The sequence below is a fragment of the Gordonia caeni genome (assembly GCF_039537105.1).
GTDB lineage: Bacteria > Actinomycetota > Actinomycetes > Mycobacteriales > Mycobacteriaceae > Gordonia > Gordonia caeni.
Genome location: NZ_BAAAZW010000001.1, coordinates 341,263 through 358,382, shown reverse-complemented (window position 1 = coordinate 358,382; position 17,120 = coordinate 341,263). Strand labels below are relative to the sequence as shown.

Here is a 17,120-nt window from a genome sequence, read left to right as displayed (position 1 = left end):
GCGTTCACTCCCCCGCCGGCCGTACCGCCGTCGAGACGGGGCGTCCGCGCCGGACGCGCCGAATCACCAGCGCGCAGAGGACCCCGGCCAGCACCCCGTACGCCAGATTGCCGGTGGCCAGTGTCACGGCGATCGTGGTCAGCATCCCCGTACTGTCGGCGAGCGGGGCCGCTCGCAGGGTGCGTGGAGAGATCGACTTCCAGTCCATCGTCGTGAACGAGACCACCACCATCACCGCGACCAGGGCGGCCATCGGAATGGCCCGGAGCGTCGAAGAGAAGAACACGATCAGGCACAGCAGCGCCAGCGCAGCGGTCACGGTTGACAGCCGGGACCGTCCCCCGCACGCTTTCACGTTCATCATCGTCTGGCCGATCATCGCGCAGCCGCCCATGCCACCGAAGAATCCGGTGACCACATTGGAGATCCCCTGCCCCTGCCCCTCGCGGAGAGGACTCGAGGAGGTCCCGGTGAGGCCGTCGACGATCCGCTGCGTGATCAGCGTCTCCAGCAACCCGACGAGTGCCAGCGCGAGCGCGTACGGCAGCACGATGCGCAGGGTTTCGATCGACATCGGGACGCCGGGCAGGGTCGGCGACGGCAGCGAAGAGGAGATCTCCCCTTCATCACCGACGCGGGGTACTCCCAGCGCGAACACCACTGCCACGATCGTCAGCAGGGCGGTGGCCACCAGCGGTCCCGGCAGTGCGGTGGTCACCCGGGGCAGCACCACCATGATGAGCAGCCCGACGGCGACCAGTGGATAGACCAGCCACGGCACGCCGACGAGATGCGGGATCTGCGCGGAGAAGATGAGGATGGCCAGCGCGTTGACGAAGCCGGTGAGGACGCTGTTCGGGACGAATCGCATCAGCTTGGCGACGCCGACCCAGGAGAGCACGATCTGCAGCACCCCGCCGAGGATCACCGCGACGATCAGATACTCGACACCGTGCTCGGCGACCAGCGGCGCGACCACCAGGGCGATCGATCCGGCCGCCGCCGAGACCATGGCGGGCCGGGCGCCGACGACGGAGATCGACAGCAGGAAGATCACCGAGGTGAAGAGCCCCACCTCGGGACCGACCCCGGCGACGATCGAGAACGAGATGGTCTCGGGGATCAGCGCGAGCGCGGTCACCAGGCCGGCGAACACCTCGATGCGCAGCCATCGCGCGCGGATCCGCAACCCGCTGGCGGGTGCGGGAGTGGTGGATGCATCGGCAACGGACATCAGTGAACCTCTTCTGCTCGAGGCGATCGCCGCTCGGAGCCTTGCATGGCGATCACGAAGCGTCCGGCGGGGAGAGCCACGGTGCTCTCCCCGCCGGACGAGGGGTGTTTCTACCAGCGATCGGTACTGCGAACGGTCGAGGCCGGGGCCCTGACCGAGGTCGGCCCGCCGGTCAGGCCGAGACGTCTTCGGTGGACCGCCGCGGAACGAAGTCGATCGGCGATCCCGGCGGGATCAGCTCCTCCACCTTGACGGACTCCTCGTAGTCGCGGATCGCCCGGTGCGCATGCTGCATCACCCACCACCGGACGAAAGTCTGGTTGACCGGTTCCCGCTCCTTCGGATCTTCCAGCAGGTTGATGATCCGCGCGAAGCCGAGCGGGATCTCCGGATCGTGGAAGTGCTGCTGCCGCACGAAGCTGATCTTGAACTGCGACCATTTGACCGCGTGCAGCTCGTCGTTCAGCCACACCATGCAGTTCTCGCGCGCGGACTCCTCGGCCCCCTCGAAGAACTCGCGCTGGTCGATGCCATCGATCAGGCGGTCGTCGGGGATGTCGCAGTCCGCATACCGCAGCAGCGTGGTGAACATGTCGGTGACGTGCATCATCTCGTTGCTCTCCCGCGGCTCGACGTGACCCGGCCAGCGGATGATCGCCGGGGTCCGGATACCGCCCTCCGCCGAGCTGAAGTACGAGCCGTCGAAGAAGCCCGCAGTCCCGCGCCCGGCGAGGTGATCCTCCGGCCCGTTGTCGCCGGCGAAGACGACGATGGTGTTGTCGGCGACGCCGAGCTCGTCGAGCTCGTCGAGGATGCTCTGGAAGTCCGCGTCGAGCATCAGGAGCGCGTCACCCCAGTCCCCGTTGTCGCTCTTGCCCTTGAACTCTTCGCGGACCTCGATCGGGAAGTGCAGCAACGAGTGGTTGTGGTACAGGAAGAACGGCTTGTCGTCAGCGACGGCGCGCTCCATGAAGTCCTTTGCGCGCCTGTCGTATTCGGCATCCATCTGGCCCTTCAGCTCCACGGTGAGCTGTTCGTCGGTGGTGCGGACACCGTCTGCCTTGGTGCCGTCGTACATGTACGACCAGCCGTCTCGCTCACCGACGTACCAGGGGTCGTCGGGCCACAAACATTCGTCGTACGTGCGGGCCGGCCCGTACCACTCGTCGAACCCGTGGTCGGTGGGCCAGCGACCGTCCTCGGCGCCGATGTGCCATTTGCCGTAGCAGGCCGTCGCGTAGCCGGCGTCCGACAGGATGTCACCCATCGTGCGCTCCCAAGCGACCAGACCGCCGGCGTTGCCGCCGAGCGCGATCGTGTGGTTGCCCGAGCGGATCGGGTAGCGGCCGGTCATCAGCGCCGACCGCGTGGGGGTGCACTGCGGCTCGACGACGAAGTGCGAGAGCTTGAGACTGTCTTTGGCGAAGGTGTCGATGTTCTTGGTGTCGGCGCCGCGCAGAATGCCGCCGCCGTAGCAGCCGAGCTCGCCGAGGCCGAGGTTGTCCACGTGAAAGTAGACGATGTTCGGTCGATCAGAGGATGAAGCCATGATGGCGTTTCCTTTCTATTGAGGGTCTGTCGTGTCCTGGTAAGGAACTGTCGGGGACCTGTCCGCGGAGGATCCGCGAACTCAGTCGAGAGGGGTTCCGGTGGTACGCGGGTTGACGGAGAACAGCGAGACGCGGTCGGCTCGATAGCGGACCGACTCCAGATCGAACGGCGTACCGTCCGCCAGGCGGGTGAGCCTCTGCAGCAAAAGGATCGGCTCACCGGGCTTGATCTCGAGGTGCCGCGCTGTTCCACGGTCGGCGGCGACCGCCTCGATGGTGTTCTCGGCCTCACCGAGTCGGGCGCCGAGTTTGCGCTCGAGGATGGAGAAGACATCCTGGTTCTCCAGGTCCTCGCCCTCGAACGCCTCCATCGCCTCCGGGCGCAGAGCCGACGTGTCTAGGGACAGCGGCACATTGGCCACCGACCGCAGCCGCTCGATGAAGGCGATCGGGTTGCCTTCGGGTAGCTGCAGCTTGGCGGCGATCAACGGGGTGGCGGTCGACCGGTGCACCGCCAGGACCCGATTGGCCACCTTCAGCCGATGCCCGGCCAGTGACTCGGCCAGACCGACCAGCCGGTCGATCGGTTGCCGGAGCTTGGCGCCGGTGACGAAAGTGCCCGCGCCCTGGACCCGGGTGATCAGTCCTTCCGCACGCAGGAGATCGAGGGCCTCGCGAATCACATTTCGGCTCACGCCCATTTCGCTCGCGAGCTCGTTCTCCGGCGGCAGCATCGGGCGGGGAGCTCCGATGCCGCCGAACTCGCCCTCGAGAATCTGCGTGCGCAGACTGTCGCGGACCCATCGCGAGGCGTCTTCCCGTCGACCTTCGTACTGGCGGGCGGGAGGCCGGGGGAAGTCCTTGGGCGGAATCCGTGGTCTCGAGGTCATGACACAAGACTCGCAGCGGCCCGTTCCGAATGATTTGCTGTGAAATTATCGCTCGATTACGCCGCTTTCACGGGTCGTCCCCTCGCTGGCCAGCGCACTCTCGGCGGCCGAACGGACCGAGAAACGCCACCCGGCGCGCTATCGGGTTCACCCGTTCGCCGCCGCCGCCGTCGCCGCCGCCTCCGCTGAACCGGTGCCTGCACGACAGCGGCCGGCCCGGGCGTCGTGCGCCGCGGGCCGGCCGTGCCGGCTCCGGAGTCCGTCAGATGTCGAGAAACCGTTCGTCACCGGCGTTGCTGGTGATGAAGCTGCGGCGCGCATCGACGTCTTCGCCCATCAGGATCGAGAAGAGTTCGTCGGCGAAAGCCGCATCGCTCACCGTCAGCCGGCGCAGCATCCGGGTGTCCGGATCCATCGTCGTCTCCCACAGTTCACTCGCACTCATCTCTCCGAGTCCCTTGTAGCGCTGGATACCGTCCTCACTGATCCGCCGGCCCGCCGCGCGACCCGCGTCGAGAAGCAAGTCGCGCTGCCGGTCGGTATAGGCGTACTCCACCACCCCCTTGGGCCACTTGAGCTTGTACAGCGGCGGTTGCGCCAGATACACGTGGCCGTGCTCGATCAGCGGACGCATGAACCGGTAGAGGAGTGTCATCAGCAGGGTGGATATGTGCCGGCCGTCGACATCGGCGTCGGCCATCAGCACGATCTTCTGATAGCGCAGTTTGGCCAGATCGAACTCGTCGCGCACTCCGGTGCCGAAGGCGGTGACGATCGACTGGACTTCGGTGTTCTTGAGCGCCCGGTCGATTCGGGTCTTCTCGACGTTGATGATCTTGCCCCGGATGGGCAGTATCGCCTGATACATCGAATCGCGGCCCGACTTGGCGCTGCCGCCGGCCGAGTCTCCCTCGACGATGAAGATCTCGCTGCGCTCGGCGTCGTTGCTCCGGCAGTCGGCCAGCTTTCCGGGCAGGCCCCCCAGTGCGCCGGCCGTCTTGCGGCGCACCAGTTCCCGGGCGCTGCGCGCCGCGATTCGGGCCCGCGCCGAAGCCGCCGCCTTCGTGGCGATGGCCTTTGCCTCGCCGGGGTTGGCGTCGAACCACTCCGACAGCCGCTCGTGACACACCTTCTGGACCAGAGAGCGAATCGAACTCCCGCCGAGTCGGGTCTTGGTCTGCCCCTCGAACTGCGGGTCGGCCACCTTCACCGAGATCACGGCGGCCAGTCCCTCCCGGATGTCCTCTCCGGACAGGTTGGCGTCCTTGTCCTTCAGCATCTTCAGCGACCTGGCGTACTTGTTGACGACCGCGGTCAGGGCGGCGCGGAATCCTTCATCGTGCACTCCCCCTTCGGTCGTCGCGATCGTGTTGGCGAACGTCAGCAGCGATTCGGTGAAACCGGTGTTCCACTGCAGCGCGATCTCCACCTCGCACCCCTCGCCCCGCCCGCCGAAACCGATCACGGTGGGGTGCAACGGTTGCCGGGTCCGCCCGATATGTCGGGCGAAGTCACTCAAGCCGCCCGGATAGCAATAGATGCGCGGTTCCCGATCTGCTCGGCGCTCGTCGGTCAGCGTCATCTCCAGGCCGCTGTTGAGGAATGCCATCTCCTGCAGGCGGCGGGCCACCGTGTCGAAGTCGTAGTCGGTGGTCTCGAAGACATCGGGGTCGGCCCAGTAGCGCACGGTCGTACCCGTATCGCCGGTGGCCGCACCGCGCTCGAGGGTCTGCGGTTCGGAGGCGAGATACTGCTGGGTCCAATGGTGCCCGTCGCGGGCGATCTCCACGTCCAGCCTGGTGGAGAGTGCGTTGACCACGGACACGCCCACCCCATGCAGCCCGCCGGAGACTGCGTAGGCGCCGCCCTCGGCGTCGAACTTCCCACCTGCGTGCAGCTGGGTCATGATCACGTCGACCGTCGGTATCCCGGAGGCGTGCCGGGCCACGGGGATACCCCGCCCGTCGTCGGCGACCTCGGCCCCACCGTCGGCGAGGAGCCGGACGTCCACCCGGGTGGCGAAGCCGGCCATGGCCTCATCGACCCCGTTGTCGACCACCTCCCACAGCATGTGGTGCAGACCGCGGGCGCTCGTTGAGCCGATGTACATCCCGGGTCGCTTACGTACCACGTCCAGACCTTCGAGGACGGTGATGGACTCGGCACCGTACTGCGTGGTCATCGAAGTTCCTCCGGACGGACGATGCAGCGGAAGCCGATGTGCCCGGTCGAGGCATCCTCGGTGTGGCCCTGCCGCGCCGACGGCCGGTAGCGGTCGCAGTAGTTCGGCGAGCACAGGTGCGAGCCGCCCTTCACCGTGCGGCGCACGTACGGTTCGCCGTCGGCGGCAGCCGATTCCTGGACTGGGTTGCGCGGGATGCAGCACGGGCCGGCCGGTGCCGTGTTCTTGCTGCTGTGCGCGTGGCTGTCGGTGTGCTGCTCACGGGTCCATTCCCAGACATTGCCCGCCATGTCGTAGAGACCGAAACCGTTCGGGCGGTACCGGCCGACCGGCGAGGTTCCCGCATAGCCATCGGTTTCCAGGTTCTGCCAAGGGAACTCGCCCTGCCAGACGTTGCCGCCCGGACGGCCATGGGGTTCGCGTTCCTCACCCCAGACGTACGTCGCCCGGTCCAGTCCGCCACGGGCGGCGAACTCCCACTCGGCCTCGGTCGGCAGCGACTTGCCGGCCCACTCCGCATAGGCGCAGGCGTCGAGGTAGGAGACGTGGGTGACCGGATGCAGATTCCGTTCGCCGACGTTGCTGCCCGGGCCCTCCGGCGCCCGCCAGTGGGCACCAGGCACGTACGCCCACCAGCGCCGGTAGTCGTCGAGGGGAACCCGCCCGTCGGGCGGGGTGAAGACCATCGACCCGGCCACCAGGAGGGACGGGTCGGCATCGGGGAAGTCTGCGGGGTCCGGCTGCTGCTCGGCCGTCGTGACGTAGCCGGTGGCCTTCACGAAGCGGCGGAAATCCGCCACGGTGACCGCTCGCGAATCCATCCAGAAGCCGTCGACGTAGATCTGATGCGCCGGGCGTTCCTCCCGATAGTGGACATCCGAGCCCATCCAGAAGGTGCCCGCCGGGATCCACGCCATGCCCTTCGGTATCGATGCGGGAGCTCTGCGGCCGGGCATGTCGAGTTCACTGAGGCTCATGGCGAACATGCTGCCGAGGACACGTTCCCCGGCGGTTTCCCCGACGTTACGCCACGGTGATCGGCACGTATTACCTGTTCACAGCGTTGACCACGGCGTGGGCGCCGTGCTGCGCCACCTCAGAGCTGTTTGAGGTCGGACTGCTCCCAGACCGCTCGCATCGAGACCACTTTGCCGTTCTCGTCGAAGATCATGATGTCGATCGGGGTGATCTCGAAGGACATGTCCGCGGTACCGGTGACCAGAGTGAACTCGAAGACGGCGGTGTCGCCGGCGATCTTGACCCACTTGAGGTCGGCTTTGCGCGAGTCGAGTCCGGTGATGATCGAGTAGAACTCGATCAGCTCCTCGCGGCTGTTGCGGATCGGCGCACCGATCGGGTCCTCCACCGTCGCGCCGTCGGCGTAGAGGTCGACGATCTCCTCCGCGGTGCCGTTGGACAGGCGATCGATGTAGGCGTTGACTGCTTCGGCCATTTTCTCCGCGCTCATGCGTGACTCCCATGAAGTAGAACGTGTTCTAGTGAGAGCACGATAGCAGCAGGGGGCCCGCCTCGGGCTGTGTCACGATGAGTGCCATGGCGGCTGCTCGGGCGAAGGGACTGGTTCACCTCGGTGACACCTCGTTCCGGCGCAAGGACGTGATCGCCGGTTACCACGACATGCTCGACGTGCTGGCGCAGTTCCGCGTGGACGCGCGGCCGTGGGATGCGCTCACACAGGTGGAGTTCTACGGCCTGCTGCGCACCCTGGCCCCCGACGTCTTCGGCAGTGGTGCCGAGGTGACCGAGGACGACGCCGCCAAACGCGCCCGCACCTACTCCAACGCCCTGGTCAAGCTCGGTTTCGTGGACGAGAGTCAGCGACGGATCACCGCGCTGGGCACCATGTTCGCCGGCGGCGGCCCGCGCCGGCAGGACCCGTTCGACCGGCTGTGCTCGCTGACCCCGGAGAACTCGGCGGTGCTGCGCGGTGCGCTCACCTACACCGAGAAGACCGACTCCGGACGCTACTTCCCCGTCCGGCTGATGGTGCGCGTCCTCAATCGCCTCGACGCGCTGAGCACCGACGAGTTCGCGCTCGCCTTCATCGCCGGACCGCGCGCCTACGGCGTCGACGTCGACGCGATCGTCGGAGCCGTCGAGAGCATGCGCGCCGACGGCCGCGGGCTCGACGAGGCGCTGACCGCAGCCGAGCGCACCGCGGAACAGGACCACTACATCGACGGCGGCGCGTTCGCCGCGGAGGCCTTCCCCAACGGCAAGGGCCCGACGTTCACCGAGCGCTACCGCCGGTTCCTCGACGCTCTCACCTTCTTCCGGGACCAGCCCGACAACGGCACCCTCGCCCGCCTGCGCCGCGCGGCGGCCGACGGCGGCACCACGGTCAAGGCACGTTTCGACCCCGGCCGGTACCTCCCGGACCTGAAGAAGACCGGCGCCGGGCCGATCACCGTCCACCGCTCGGCGCGCTACGCCGGCTGGACCGACGCCCCCGCCGACTTCCGCCGGGCGATGGTCGATCTGTTCAACGGCAGCCGCGCCACCGCCCTGGTGCGCGAGTACTTGGACAACAACCTGCGCATCCTGGCCGCGACGGGCGTGATCTCCGTCGCCGACGATCAGGTGCGCATCGGGTCGGCGTACGCCCGATACTTCTTCGCCACCGTCGACGAGCAGCTCACCGTCGTCGGGGCGGCCCCGGACGACGCCGAGCGCGCCGCCGGCCCGGCACAGTGGTTCGGGCCGGACGCCCTGGCCCGCACCGACGCCCGGATCGCCGCCGACCGCGGGATCGGCCCGGACGAGATCGAGGCCTTCGTCGCCGCGGCCGAACGCGAACGTTTCGACCGGCTGGTCTCGGCCGCCTTCCCGCCGGAGGACGTCGTCGGCCATCTGCGGCTGATCGGCGCCGACCATCGTTCCGCTGCGGTGAACGCGCTGCGGGAGAAGGCTTTCCGTGGCAAGGCGACGGTGCCGTGCATGTACGAGTATCTGATCGGGCTGTCCCTCTACTACGCGTCTGGACGCGCCTTCGACCCCCGCAGCGCCTTCGGCCTGTCCCTCGACGGCGACTTCTTGCCGATCAGCCACGCACCCGGTCTGCGCGGTGACATCGAATTCGAACTCGACGGCCGCCGGGTTCTGGTGGAAGCGACCCTGATGGATCCGGCGACACAGCGCCGCGGCGAGTTGGAGCCGGTCCTGCGTCACGCGACCAATCTGTCGTGCGAGCAGCCGGGCGCCCAGACCGTGACGCTCTTCGTCGCCAACGAGGTGGATCCCAACGTGGCGCGGATCTTCGGCTTCGCCCGGGTGATGGACATGGCGCCCACCGACGGCGGCTCGGGCACGGCCAGCCCGCTGATCGTCTCGATCTGCACCCGCGACTGGGTCGACATCGCCGCCGCACCCTTGTCGCCGGTCCTGGAGATGATCGCCGCCGAGGCCGACCGGCTGGATGTCGAACACCTCAACTCCGAATGGAACGCCGACCTGGTGGAGACTCTGCGCGGCGTCGCCGCGCCGGCTCCCCCGTCTTCCGATGCGCGTGAATCACACCGTATGTCCGACTGAGGCAGGCGTTACTGATAGGTAGGTTAAGATTCGTGCTGTAAGTCCTGAGATCCGAGCCACAATCGTCTCGTCTAGTCCAGACGTCGCGGCTCGGATCTCCGGTCACTATCGACTTCGGAGCAGTACATGACCACGGTGCAACCTAAACCGAGAATGCAGCGATCGCGGCTCATCCGCTTGATCGTCGCGCTTCTGGTGACCATCCCCCTCGTCCTCGCGGCGGTTTACATGTGGGTGCTCTGGGACCCGACCAAGAAGGTCAACCAGATGCCCGTGGCGATCGTCAATCTGGACACCGGTTACGGCGAAGGCGAGGACGAGATCCAAGCCGGCACCAGCGTCGCCAACAACCTGGTGGAGTCGGGTTCCCTCGGCTTCGAGATCACCGACCAGAAGGACGCGTACCACGGGCTGCGGACCGGCGAGTACTACTTCGTCATTCAGATCCCCCAGGACTTCAGCGAGACGCTGGGCACCATCGCGTCCGCGGCCGAGGCCCCGGCGCTGATCTCGGTCACCTTCAACGACTACAACACCCTGAAGGCCTCCCAGATCGGCGGCTCGGCGATGGAGAAGATCCATCAGTCCGTGCTGAAGGGCGTGGCCAGCACCACCGTCGGCGGTCTGGTCGACGGCGTGCAGACGCTCAGCGACGGTCTCCGTGAGGCCGCTGACGGGTCGGTGCAGCTCTCCGACGGCACCAAGACCCTGGCCGATGGAACGCAGACCCTCGCGACCGGCATCGACGACGATCTGGTGCCCGGCGTCGGGCGGGCTACCGAAGGCAGCGCGCAGCTGGCCAGCGGCGCCAGTCGTCTCTCCGACGGCTTGGTGACCCTGCAGGGCGGCACCGACACGCTCGGCGACGGCGCCACGCAGGTGGCCGACGGCATCGAACGCCTCACCGGGCAGCTCCCGCTCGCCGAGATCGATCGTCTGCTCAAACAGGCCCAGCAGGTGGTGCCCAACTCCTCGCAGCTGTCCACCGTGACCGAGCTGATCGAGGGGCTGCAGGCCCTGAAGGCGGGCAGCCGGCAGATCGCCACCGAACTGACCGACCCGAACGCCCAGTACCGCGGCGGCCTCAACCAGCTGGTCGACGGCGGCGTTCAGCTCAAGGAGGGCTCGGCCGAGCTCGCCACCGGCATGGTCCAGCTCGACGCCGGCGTGGCCAAGCTCTCCGACGGCGCCGGCCAGCTCAACGACGGCGCGCACCAGCTCGAGGACGGCGCCGGTCGGCTCAGCGACGGCCTGACCAGCGGCGCCGAGCAGGCTCCCGACTTCGGTGACCAGGAAGAGCGGGTGTCCCTCGCGTCCCTGATCTCCACCCCGGTCGCCAAGGAGACGGTGCACATCGCCCAGGCCCAGTTCCAGGGTCCGGGTGGCGCGGTGACCATTCTGATCATCGCCACCATGCTCCTGCCGATCATCGTGTTCATGAGCTTCCGCGGGCACCGCTTCGTCACCGACGACGAGACGCCGCGCAGCCTGCCCTTCATGCTCCGCCGCGGCCTGGTGGTCACCGCGATCAGCCTCGCCGCCGTCCTGGTGGCAGGCCTGGGTGCCTGGGCCTACCTGGATCCGTCGCCGGATCCGGTGCACATGTGGCAAGTGATCCTGATATCCATGGCCGCCACGGTCATGAACGTGGCGCTCATCTCGATCCTGTTCACGCTGTTCGGCTACGTGGTGGGCAGTCTGAGTTCGCTGGCCTGGATGATGCTGCAGCTGTTCTCCTACGGCGGCATCTGGATGATCCAGACGGTCCCGGCACCGTTCCAGTGGCTGCACTGGATCTCGCCGATGACCCTGGTCCGGCACGGGTACGTCGCGGCGTTCAACGGGGTCTCCGGGTTCTGGCCGGCATTCATCGGCATGCTCGTGATCGCCGCGCTCGGGATCGCCGCCACACTGGCGGCCGTGCAGTATCAGCGCAGGCGGTACGAGCGCGCCGTCGCAGGCCAGGAGCCGCCGCCCAGCGACTCGGACACCCAGGAGCTCGAGCCCGCGACATAGGACGCAGTCGGGCACCAGCCCGCATCAGCCTCGGCCGGGGCGCCAGTTCGTGATCAGGACCTCGGCCGAGGCGTTGCGGTCTTTCCGCTGGTACGACGAGTTCGCGTAGCTGTAGTCGAGCGTGTGCACCACGAACTCGTGCTCAGCCGCCCAGTCCGCCAGCTGGCTGTGCTCGGAGCCCTTGTGGCTCAGGACGTTCGAGAGTCCGAACGTGCCGCCGCGCGCGGCGAACCGGGCGAGCTCGTCGAGCAGATCGGTCTCGTCGTCGACGGTCCACGCGCTCTGCTCGTTGTACGGTGCGGTACCCAGGATGTAGGGCGGATCGCAGTAGACCAGGTCGGTCGCCGTCAGCTTGCCGAAGACGTCGCGGAAGTCCAGGGTCCACAGTTCCGGCTGCAGCCGGTGCATCCGGTCGACGGTGTCGAAGAGGTTCTTGCGGACCCGGCCGTTGAAGTCGCGTTTACCCACCGGCATGTTGAACTCGCCGCTGCGGTTGTAGCGGATCTGGTTGTTGAAACCGAAGACCACCAGGGTGAAGAAGACGTACGGCCGCCGCCGGTCGGCGCCGTCCATCCGATTGAAGTCGGCCCGCAGCCGCAGGTACGCCTCCTTGTTCACCCGACCGAGACCGTTGGACGAGTTGGCACCGTAGGCGTCGTAGCCGTGCTGCTGACTGTCGGACAGGCCGTACTCGACGATGATCGCCTCCACCTGCGCGATGATCTCCGGGTACGGCACCTCGCGGAACAGCTCGCCGAGGCCCATCACGTCCACCTGGACGTCGTTGAAGGCCACTTCCGGGTACCCGGAGTTCATGCCGACCGTCATCGATCCGCTGAACACGTCGACGAAGCGCCGGTGCTCGGGGCCCGGCGGCGGCAGCAGCGGGATGATGTCGGCGACCAGCCGCTTCTTGTTGCCGGTGTAGTTCAGCGGGCTGCGCACCGGCGCGGACGGGGGGCCGTCACCCGCGGCCGTCGACTCGGCCGCGGTCGGGCGCACCCGGCTCGGCGGCGGGGCAGACGGGGCGTCGTCGTCGACGTGGCAGACGAAGAGCCGCTCGACGATCTCCCCGATCCCCGACTTGCCGGTGGTGAACTCGCGGTGCGGGACGTCGACCACCTCGACCGGGCCGCGCCGCTCCATCACGCGCAGGATGTCCTCGTCGGACAGCCGGGCCGCCGAGCGGGCGTTCCCCCGATCCCCGGTGTCGTTGTACGACATGACGATCGTCGACGCGTCCAGCGCGTCGATCAAGTCGGTGAAGGCGGGCACCGCCTGCGTGGTGCAGTAGTCGCTCTTGAGGTGGCGGCGGTCCATCTTCCGCGCCTTGAACTGCACCGGGCCCTGCTGCCAATCGGTCACATTGTCGAGCACGTGGTACAGATCGCCGTACTGGCGCGAGTTGTAGGGCGGATCGATGTAGACCAGATCCCAGCGGTTCTCCCGGACCAGCTGGTTGGCGTCGCGGCGGGTGACGGTGTGCTCGCGCTCGAACTCCGCCGGCCGCGGCAACCCGAAGACCAGCCGGGCCTGCGTCGTCGCGGCGCCCTCCCGGTAGGCGTCGTAGTGGCCGACGGTGGCGGCGGCCCGGTCCATCCCGTACAGCAGGCTGGCGATCAGCACGGCGCGCTCGCGCTCGGTGACGGCGCCGCGCGTGTACCAGTCCTCGATGCGCGTGCGGTAGTGACCGATCAGCCGCGAGTTGGGTTCGCTGTAGTACGTGCCGCCGAATGTCTCCGAGAAGTAGTTGGACGCCAGCGCCGCGACGTCGGCGTCGTTGATCTCGGTGACCAGGTCGGTCAGCCGGCCGTGGCGCAGCGCCCCGGCACCGAAGAAGGCGCGGTAGACGGTGGTGTTGGAGGAGAGCAGATCGTTGAAGGTGACGGCCAGCCCGGCGTGCGCCAGCGACTCGCCCACCACCCCGGTGCCGGCGAATAGATCCGCCGCGGTCTCGGGCGGTTCGGGCAGGGCGGCCAGCACCTTGCCGATCACCGGCAGCACCGCTCGTTTGGAACCGAGGTAGCGCCGGTTACGGAGTTCGAATGTCTTCACGACCTGCGTCTTTCCATTTCTGCATCTTCCGCAGAGACGGTATCACCGAGGTCGGACAGAGTCCGGGCGCCTCGCCGTCTGAGCGCGGCCCTCGCCCGCCCTCCGAACCGCCCCATCCGCCCCCTGAGCCGATTGAGCCGCTAGGCGAGATCGTGTCGAAGGGTTCGCGGCCGTAGCAGGCCTTGTCTTCGACTCGCCCGCTTCACTTTCGTTCGCGGTCGGCTCAGACGGCGTAAGGAACGCTCACTTCAGGTCGGCACTGGACTTGCCGAGCACGCGCCGCGCGATGATCAACTGCTGAATCTGCTGGGTGCCCTCGAAGATGTCCAGGATCTTGGAGTCGCGCGCCCACTTCTCCACCAGCTCGGTCTCGGCGTAGGCGCCGGTGGCACCGATCTCGACGGCCTTGTTGGTCACCTCGGTGACGGTCCGGCCGGCCTTGGCCTTGCTCATCGAGGCCTCCAGCGAGTTCGGCGTGGCGTTGTCGGCCATCCAGGCGGCGCGCAGAGTGAGCAGCCAGGAGGCCTCCCAGTCCGACTCCAGGCGGATGAACTCGGCCACGGCGGCGTGCTGCACGGCGACGGGCGTGTCGTAGTCGACGGGATGGCCCGCCTCCTCCAGCATGCGGCGCATCTCCTCGAGCGCAGCGCGGCCGACACCCACCGCCATGGCGGCGACCACCGGTCGGGTGTTGTCGAAGGTCTGCATCACCCCGCCGAAGGCCTTCTTGACGTCGATGTCCGGGGTACCGAGCAGATTGTCGGCCGGCACGCGGGCGTCGGCGAAGCGGATCACCGCGGTGTCCGAGGACTTGATGCCCAGCTTGTGCTCCAGGCGCTCCACCGAGACGCCCTCGGCGTCCAGCGGCACCACGAAACTCTTGATCGCGGCGCGGCCCTGCGACTTGTCGAGGGTGGCCCACACGACGACGTGGTCGGCGCGCGAGCCGGCGGTCACGAAGATCTTCTCGCCGTTGATCAGGTAGTCGTCGCCGTCGCGCACCGCCGTGGTCGACACGGCGGCGGAGTCGCTGCCGAAGCCGGGCTCGGTGATGGCCATGGCGGCCCACACGTCGCCGAAGCGCTCGAGCTGCTCCTCGTTGGCGACGGCGGCGATGGCCGCATTGCCCAGGCCCTGACCCGGGATCGACAGCATCAGCCCGACGTCGCCCCAGCTCAGCTCGCGCGCATTGAGCACCGCGCGCAGGTTGGCACCGTTGACGGTGTCCTCGCCGGAGTCCTTCTCCCCCTCGGCGGCCCGCTCGGTGGTGCGGGCCTGCTTGGCGAGCTTGCCCAGCTCGTCGAGTTCGACGGGGTATTCGTGCTCGGCCAGGTCGTACTTGCGGCTGATCGGCCGGAAGATGTGCTCAGCTGCCAGGTGGGAACGCTCGACGGTGGAGTCCAGCTTCTCCGGGAGCTCAAGATTGATCGCCATGAGCAACTACCTTACTACTCGGTAAGATCGATGCCAAGGCGCGCCTCCCGCCGGCTCTTGACAGACTGGGAATCGTGCAGCTCCACGTCCCGCTCCGGCTCCGGCGGCTGGCCGGCACCGATCCTGGCCGGGCACGGCTCACCAACTCGATCGCGGTGTCGGTCGCCGTACTGCTCGCCGCCCTCGCATCGTGGCTGATCGTGCGGTACGACATCAGCGACCGCGGCTTCCTGGTGGTCGGAATCCTGGGGACCGTGCAGGTTTCCACCTCCATCAAGGGCCCCACCGCCCACGATCGCCTCGTCACCACCGCGCTGTCGCTGATTCCCCTGATCGCCGCTCCGACCGTGGCCATCCTCCTGGACCACTGGCGGTACGTGGAGATCGCCGTCTTCATCGTCCTGGCCGGCGGCGCCACCTGGGCGCGGCGCTTCGGCCCGCGCGCCGGGGAACTCGGCACCATCGCCTTCCTGGCGTACTTCTTCGCCCTGTTCCTGCGACCGCCGCTGGCCGAACTCCCCGGGTTCCTGCTGATCTTCGCCTGCGTCTGGGGCGCGTCCGTCCTGGTCCGCCTGGCCCTCACGCACGAGCGGCCCGCGCACCAGCTGTCACTTCTGCTGGCCGAGCTGCGCGCCACGGGCCGGGCCACCGTGGCCCTGGCCGTCGCCGTGGCCCCGGAATCGGAGCGCTCGCCGGCGCTCGACACGCAGATCCGGCGCCTGGACGACGTCGCCCAGGCCGTCAACCGCTGGCAGCACCACTTCCCCACCGCCCAGACCATCGACTGCACCGCAGAAGACCTGATCACCCGCACCCTGGACGCCCGGATCGACGTCGAGCACGCCGCCTTGGAGGTGGCCGCCCTGGTGCGCGACGACCACCCGGACAACGTCCGGGCGGCGCTGGCCGACCCTCTCGCCGATCTGGACATCCTGCTCAGTCCGCATTCGACGGCCGCGGACATCGAGGCGGCGACCGTGCGCGCCCAGCGGCTGATCGATACCGGCGACGACGACACCCCGCTCGGGCTCACCGCGATCCTGCTGGCCCGCGCGACCCTGGCCAATCGCGCGCTGCGCGAGGTGGACCTGACCCGTCCACTACGGACGGCACCCCCGGCGGTCACGCCCGCCCCGCCCGCTCACCCCGCGCCCGTGGCGGCCGACCGGCCCGCGGTGCACTGGTGGTGGTGGCGGACGTGGCCGATGACCGAGCGACTGGCCCTGCAAGCGATGGTGGCCGCCGGCACGGCCGCCGTGGTCGGCGAACTCATCAACGCCTCCCGCTGGTACTGGGCGGTGATGGCCGCGTTCCTCATCTTCGTCGGCAGCACCACCCGCGGCGCGGTCCTCACCCGCGCCTCGCACCGGGTGGTCGGCACGCTCGGCGGCATCGTGGTGGGCCTGGTGGTCGGCTTCCTGATCGACGGGCCTTCCCCCTGGCACGTCGCGTTGGCCGTGGTCAGCGTCTTCGGCACCCTCTACTTCGGGCCGCTGAAGCAGTTCGCCGGCGCCTTCTTCAGCACGCTGCTGGTGGTCGCGATGTACGGGCTGCTCGGCGTCCTGAATCCGCAGTTGCTCACCATCCGTCTCGAGGAGACGGCGGCCGGCGCCGCGGTCGGCGTGGCCTGCGCCTACCTGCTGTTCTCGGCCAGCTCACGACCGGCGCTGAACTCCGCGATCACCGGCTACCTGGAGGCGCTGCGCACGCTGGTGAAGCGCATCGGCGTGGCGTTCACGACGACCGGGCCCGCGCCGGACCTCCTGACCGCCACCACCCGGCTCGACGCCGCGCAGGCCGATCTGGTCACGGCCACCTCCAGCATGGCGATGACCTTCGCCAACGGCCGCTGGTCGCGCACGACCGAACTCAAGTACCTGCTGAACATCACCACCCATTCGGCCGAACGCGCCGCCAAGGCGGCACTGTCCGTGACCGGGCCGCAGGCGACCGGAGAGCTGGCCGGCCCCGCGGCCGGCGCCTTCGACACCGCCGTGGCGCAGGTGGACGCCGACGCCGAACAGGCGCGGGCCGCCCTGGTCGACCGCGCCCGCCCCGGCATCGACCCCGACAGCACGGTGATCATCGACCAGATCGAGAAGATCGGCCTCCCACCGAAATCGGCGGCGGCCCAGGTGATGCTGATGCTGTCCCGGGTCGACGGGGCGCTCCTGCGCGCCGCCGCGCTCCGGGACCGGAGCTGAGGA

General features: G+C 68.3%; 11 protein-coding genes. 3 read left to right on the top strand and 8 right to left on the bottom strand.

What is annotated here, in order from left to right; translation table 11 throughout:
- Nucleotides 1–4: 4 nt before the first annotated feature.
- From ABD732_RS01685 to ABD732_RS01660, 6 genes are all read right to left on the bottom strand, one after another.
- A complete protein-coding gene (locus tag ABD732_RS01685; protein ID WP_425552958.1) occupies nt 5–1,234 on the bottom strand; it encodes a SulP family inorganic anion transporter in 1,230 nt (409 codons plus the stop codon).
- Between the two features lie 172 nt (nt 1,235–1,406).
- Nucleotides 1,407–2,783: an arylsulfatase gene (locus ABD732_RS01680; protein ID WP_344779916.1), complete on the bottom strand. Its 1,377-nt coding sequence runs from the start codon at nt 2,781–2,783 to the stop codon at nt 1,407–1,409.
- Between the two features lie 81 nt (nt 2,784–2,864).
- Nucleotides 2,865–3,674 (bottom strand): GntR family transcriptional regulator, encoded by an 810-nt coding sequence (locus ABD732_RS01675; RefSeq protein ID WP_344779914.1) that lies wholly within the window; start codon nt 3,672–3,674, stop codon nt 2,865–2,867.
- Nucleotides 3,675–3,936: 262 nt separating this feature from the next.
- The gene (gyrB, locus tag ABD732_RS01670; protein ID WP_344779912.1) at nt 3,937–5,856 is read right to left on the bottom strand and encodes a DNA topoisomerase (ATP-hydrolyzing) subunit B; all 1,920 of its coding nucleotides are present in this window, start codon (nt 5,854–5,856) and stop codon (nt 3,937–3,939) included.
- Entirely contained in the window at nt 5,853–6,773 is a 921-nt protein-coding gene (locus ABD732_RS01665) for a formylglycine-generating enzyme family protein (protein ID WP_344780344.1), read from the bottom strand. Before ABD732_RS01665 ends, gyrB begins: the two co-directional genes overlap by 4 nt.
- A 179-nt stretch (nt 6,774–6,952) precedes the next feature.
- Entirely contained in the window at nt 6,953–7,324 is a 372-nt protein-coding gene (locus ABD732_RS01660; RefSeq protein WP_344779910.1) for a nuclear transport factor 2 family protein, read from the bottom strand.
- A gap of 86 nt (nt 7,325–7,410) precedes the next feature.
- Between ABD732_RS01660 and ABD732_RS01655 the strand changes: the two genes are divergently transcribed.
- Nucleotides 7,411–9,408: an AlwI family type II restriction endonuclease gene (locus ABD732_RS01655; protein ID WP_344779908.1), complete on the top strand. Its 1,998-nt coding sequence runs from the start codon at nt 7,411–7,413 to the stop codon at nt 9,406–9,408.
- A gap of 153 nt (nt 9,409–9,561) precedes the next feature.
- On the top strand, nt 9,562–11,424 hold the full coding sequence (locus ABD732_RS01650) for a YhgE/Pip family protein (protein WP_344779906.1): 1,863 nt from the start codon (nt 9,562–9,564) through the stop codon (nt 11,422–11,424).
- Nucleotides 11,425–11,448: 24 nt separating this feature from the next.
- On the opposite strand, the gene ABD732_RS01645 is transcribed toward ABD732_RS01650, so the two are convergent.
- Nucleotides 11,449–13,479, bottom strand: a complete 2,031-nt coding sequence (locus ABD732_RS01645; protein WP_344779904.1) for a DNA adenine methylase — start codon at nt 13,477–13,479, stop codon at nt 11,449–11,451.
- A 243-nt stretch (nt 13,480–13,722) separates the two neighbouring features.
- On the bottom strand, nt 13,723–14,913 hold the full coding sequence (locus ABD732_RS01640; RefSeq protein ID WP_344779902.1) for an acyl-CoA dehydrogenase family protein: 1,191 nt from the start codon (nt 14,911–14,913) through the stop codon (nt 13,723–13,725).
- Between the two features lie 74 nt (nt 14,914–14,987).
- Between ABD732_RS01640 and ABD732_RS01635 the strand changes: the two genes are divergently transcribed.
- Nucleotides 14,988–17,117: an FUSC family protein gene (locus ABD732_RS01635; RefSeq protein ID WP_344779900.1), complete on the top strand. Its 2,130-nt coding sequence runs from the start codon at nt 14,988–14,990 to the stop codon at nt 17,115–17,117.
- Nucleotides 17,118–17,120: the final 3 nt, after the last annotated feature.

Bases quoted from the DNA above. Each gene is read 5' to 3' on its own strand.
- gyrB (WP_344779912.1), bottom strand. From the start codon at position 5,856: ATGACCACGCAGTACGGTGCCGAGTCCATCACCGTCCTCGAAGGTCTG.
- ABD732_RS01650 (WP_344779906.1), top strand. From the start codon at position 9,562: ATGCAGCGATCGCGGCTCATCCGCTTGATCGTCGCGCTTCTGGTGACC.
- ABD732_RS01655 (WP_344779908.1), top strand. From the start codon at position 7,411: ATGGCGGCTGCTCGGGCGAAGGGACTGGTTCACCTCGGTGACACCTCG.
- ABD732_RS01680 (WP_344779916.1), bottom strand. From the start codon at position 2,783: ATGGCTTCATCCTCTGATCGACCGAACATCGTCTACTTTCACGTGGAC.
- ABD732_RS01640 (WP_344779902.1), bottom strand. From the start codon at position 14,913: ATGGCGATCAATCTTGAGCTCCCGGAGAAGCTGGACTCCACCGTCGAG.
- ABD732_RS01665 (WP_344780344.1), bottom strand. From the start codon at position 6,773: ATGGCGTGGATCCCGGCGGGCACCTTCTGGATGGGCTCGGATGTCCAC.
- ABD732_RS01685 (WP_425552958.1), bottom strand. From the start codon at position 1,234: ATGTCCGTTGCCGATGCATCCACCACTCCCGCACCCGCCAGCGGGTTG.
- ABD732_RS01660 (WP_344779910.1), bottom strand. From the start codon at position 7,324: ATGAGCGCGGAGAAAATGGCCGAAGCAGTCAACGCCTACATCGATCGC.
- ABD732_RS01675 (WP_344779914.1), bottom strand. From the start codon at position 3,674: ATGACCTCGAGACCACGGATTCCGCCCAAGGACTTCCCCCGGCCTCCC.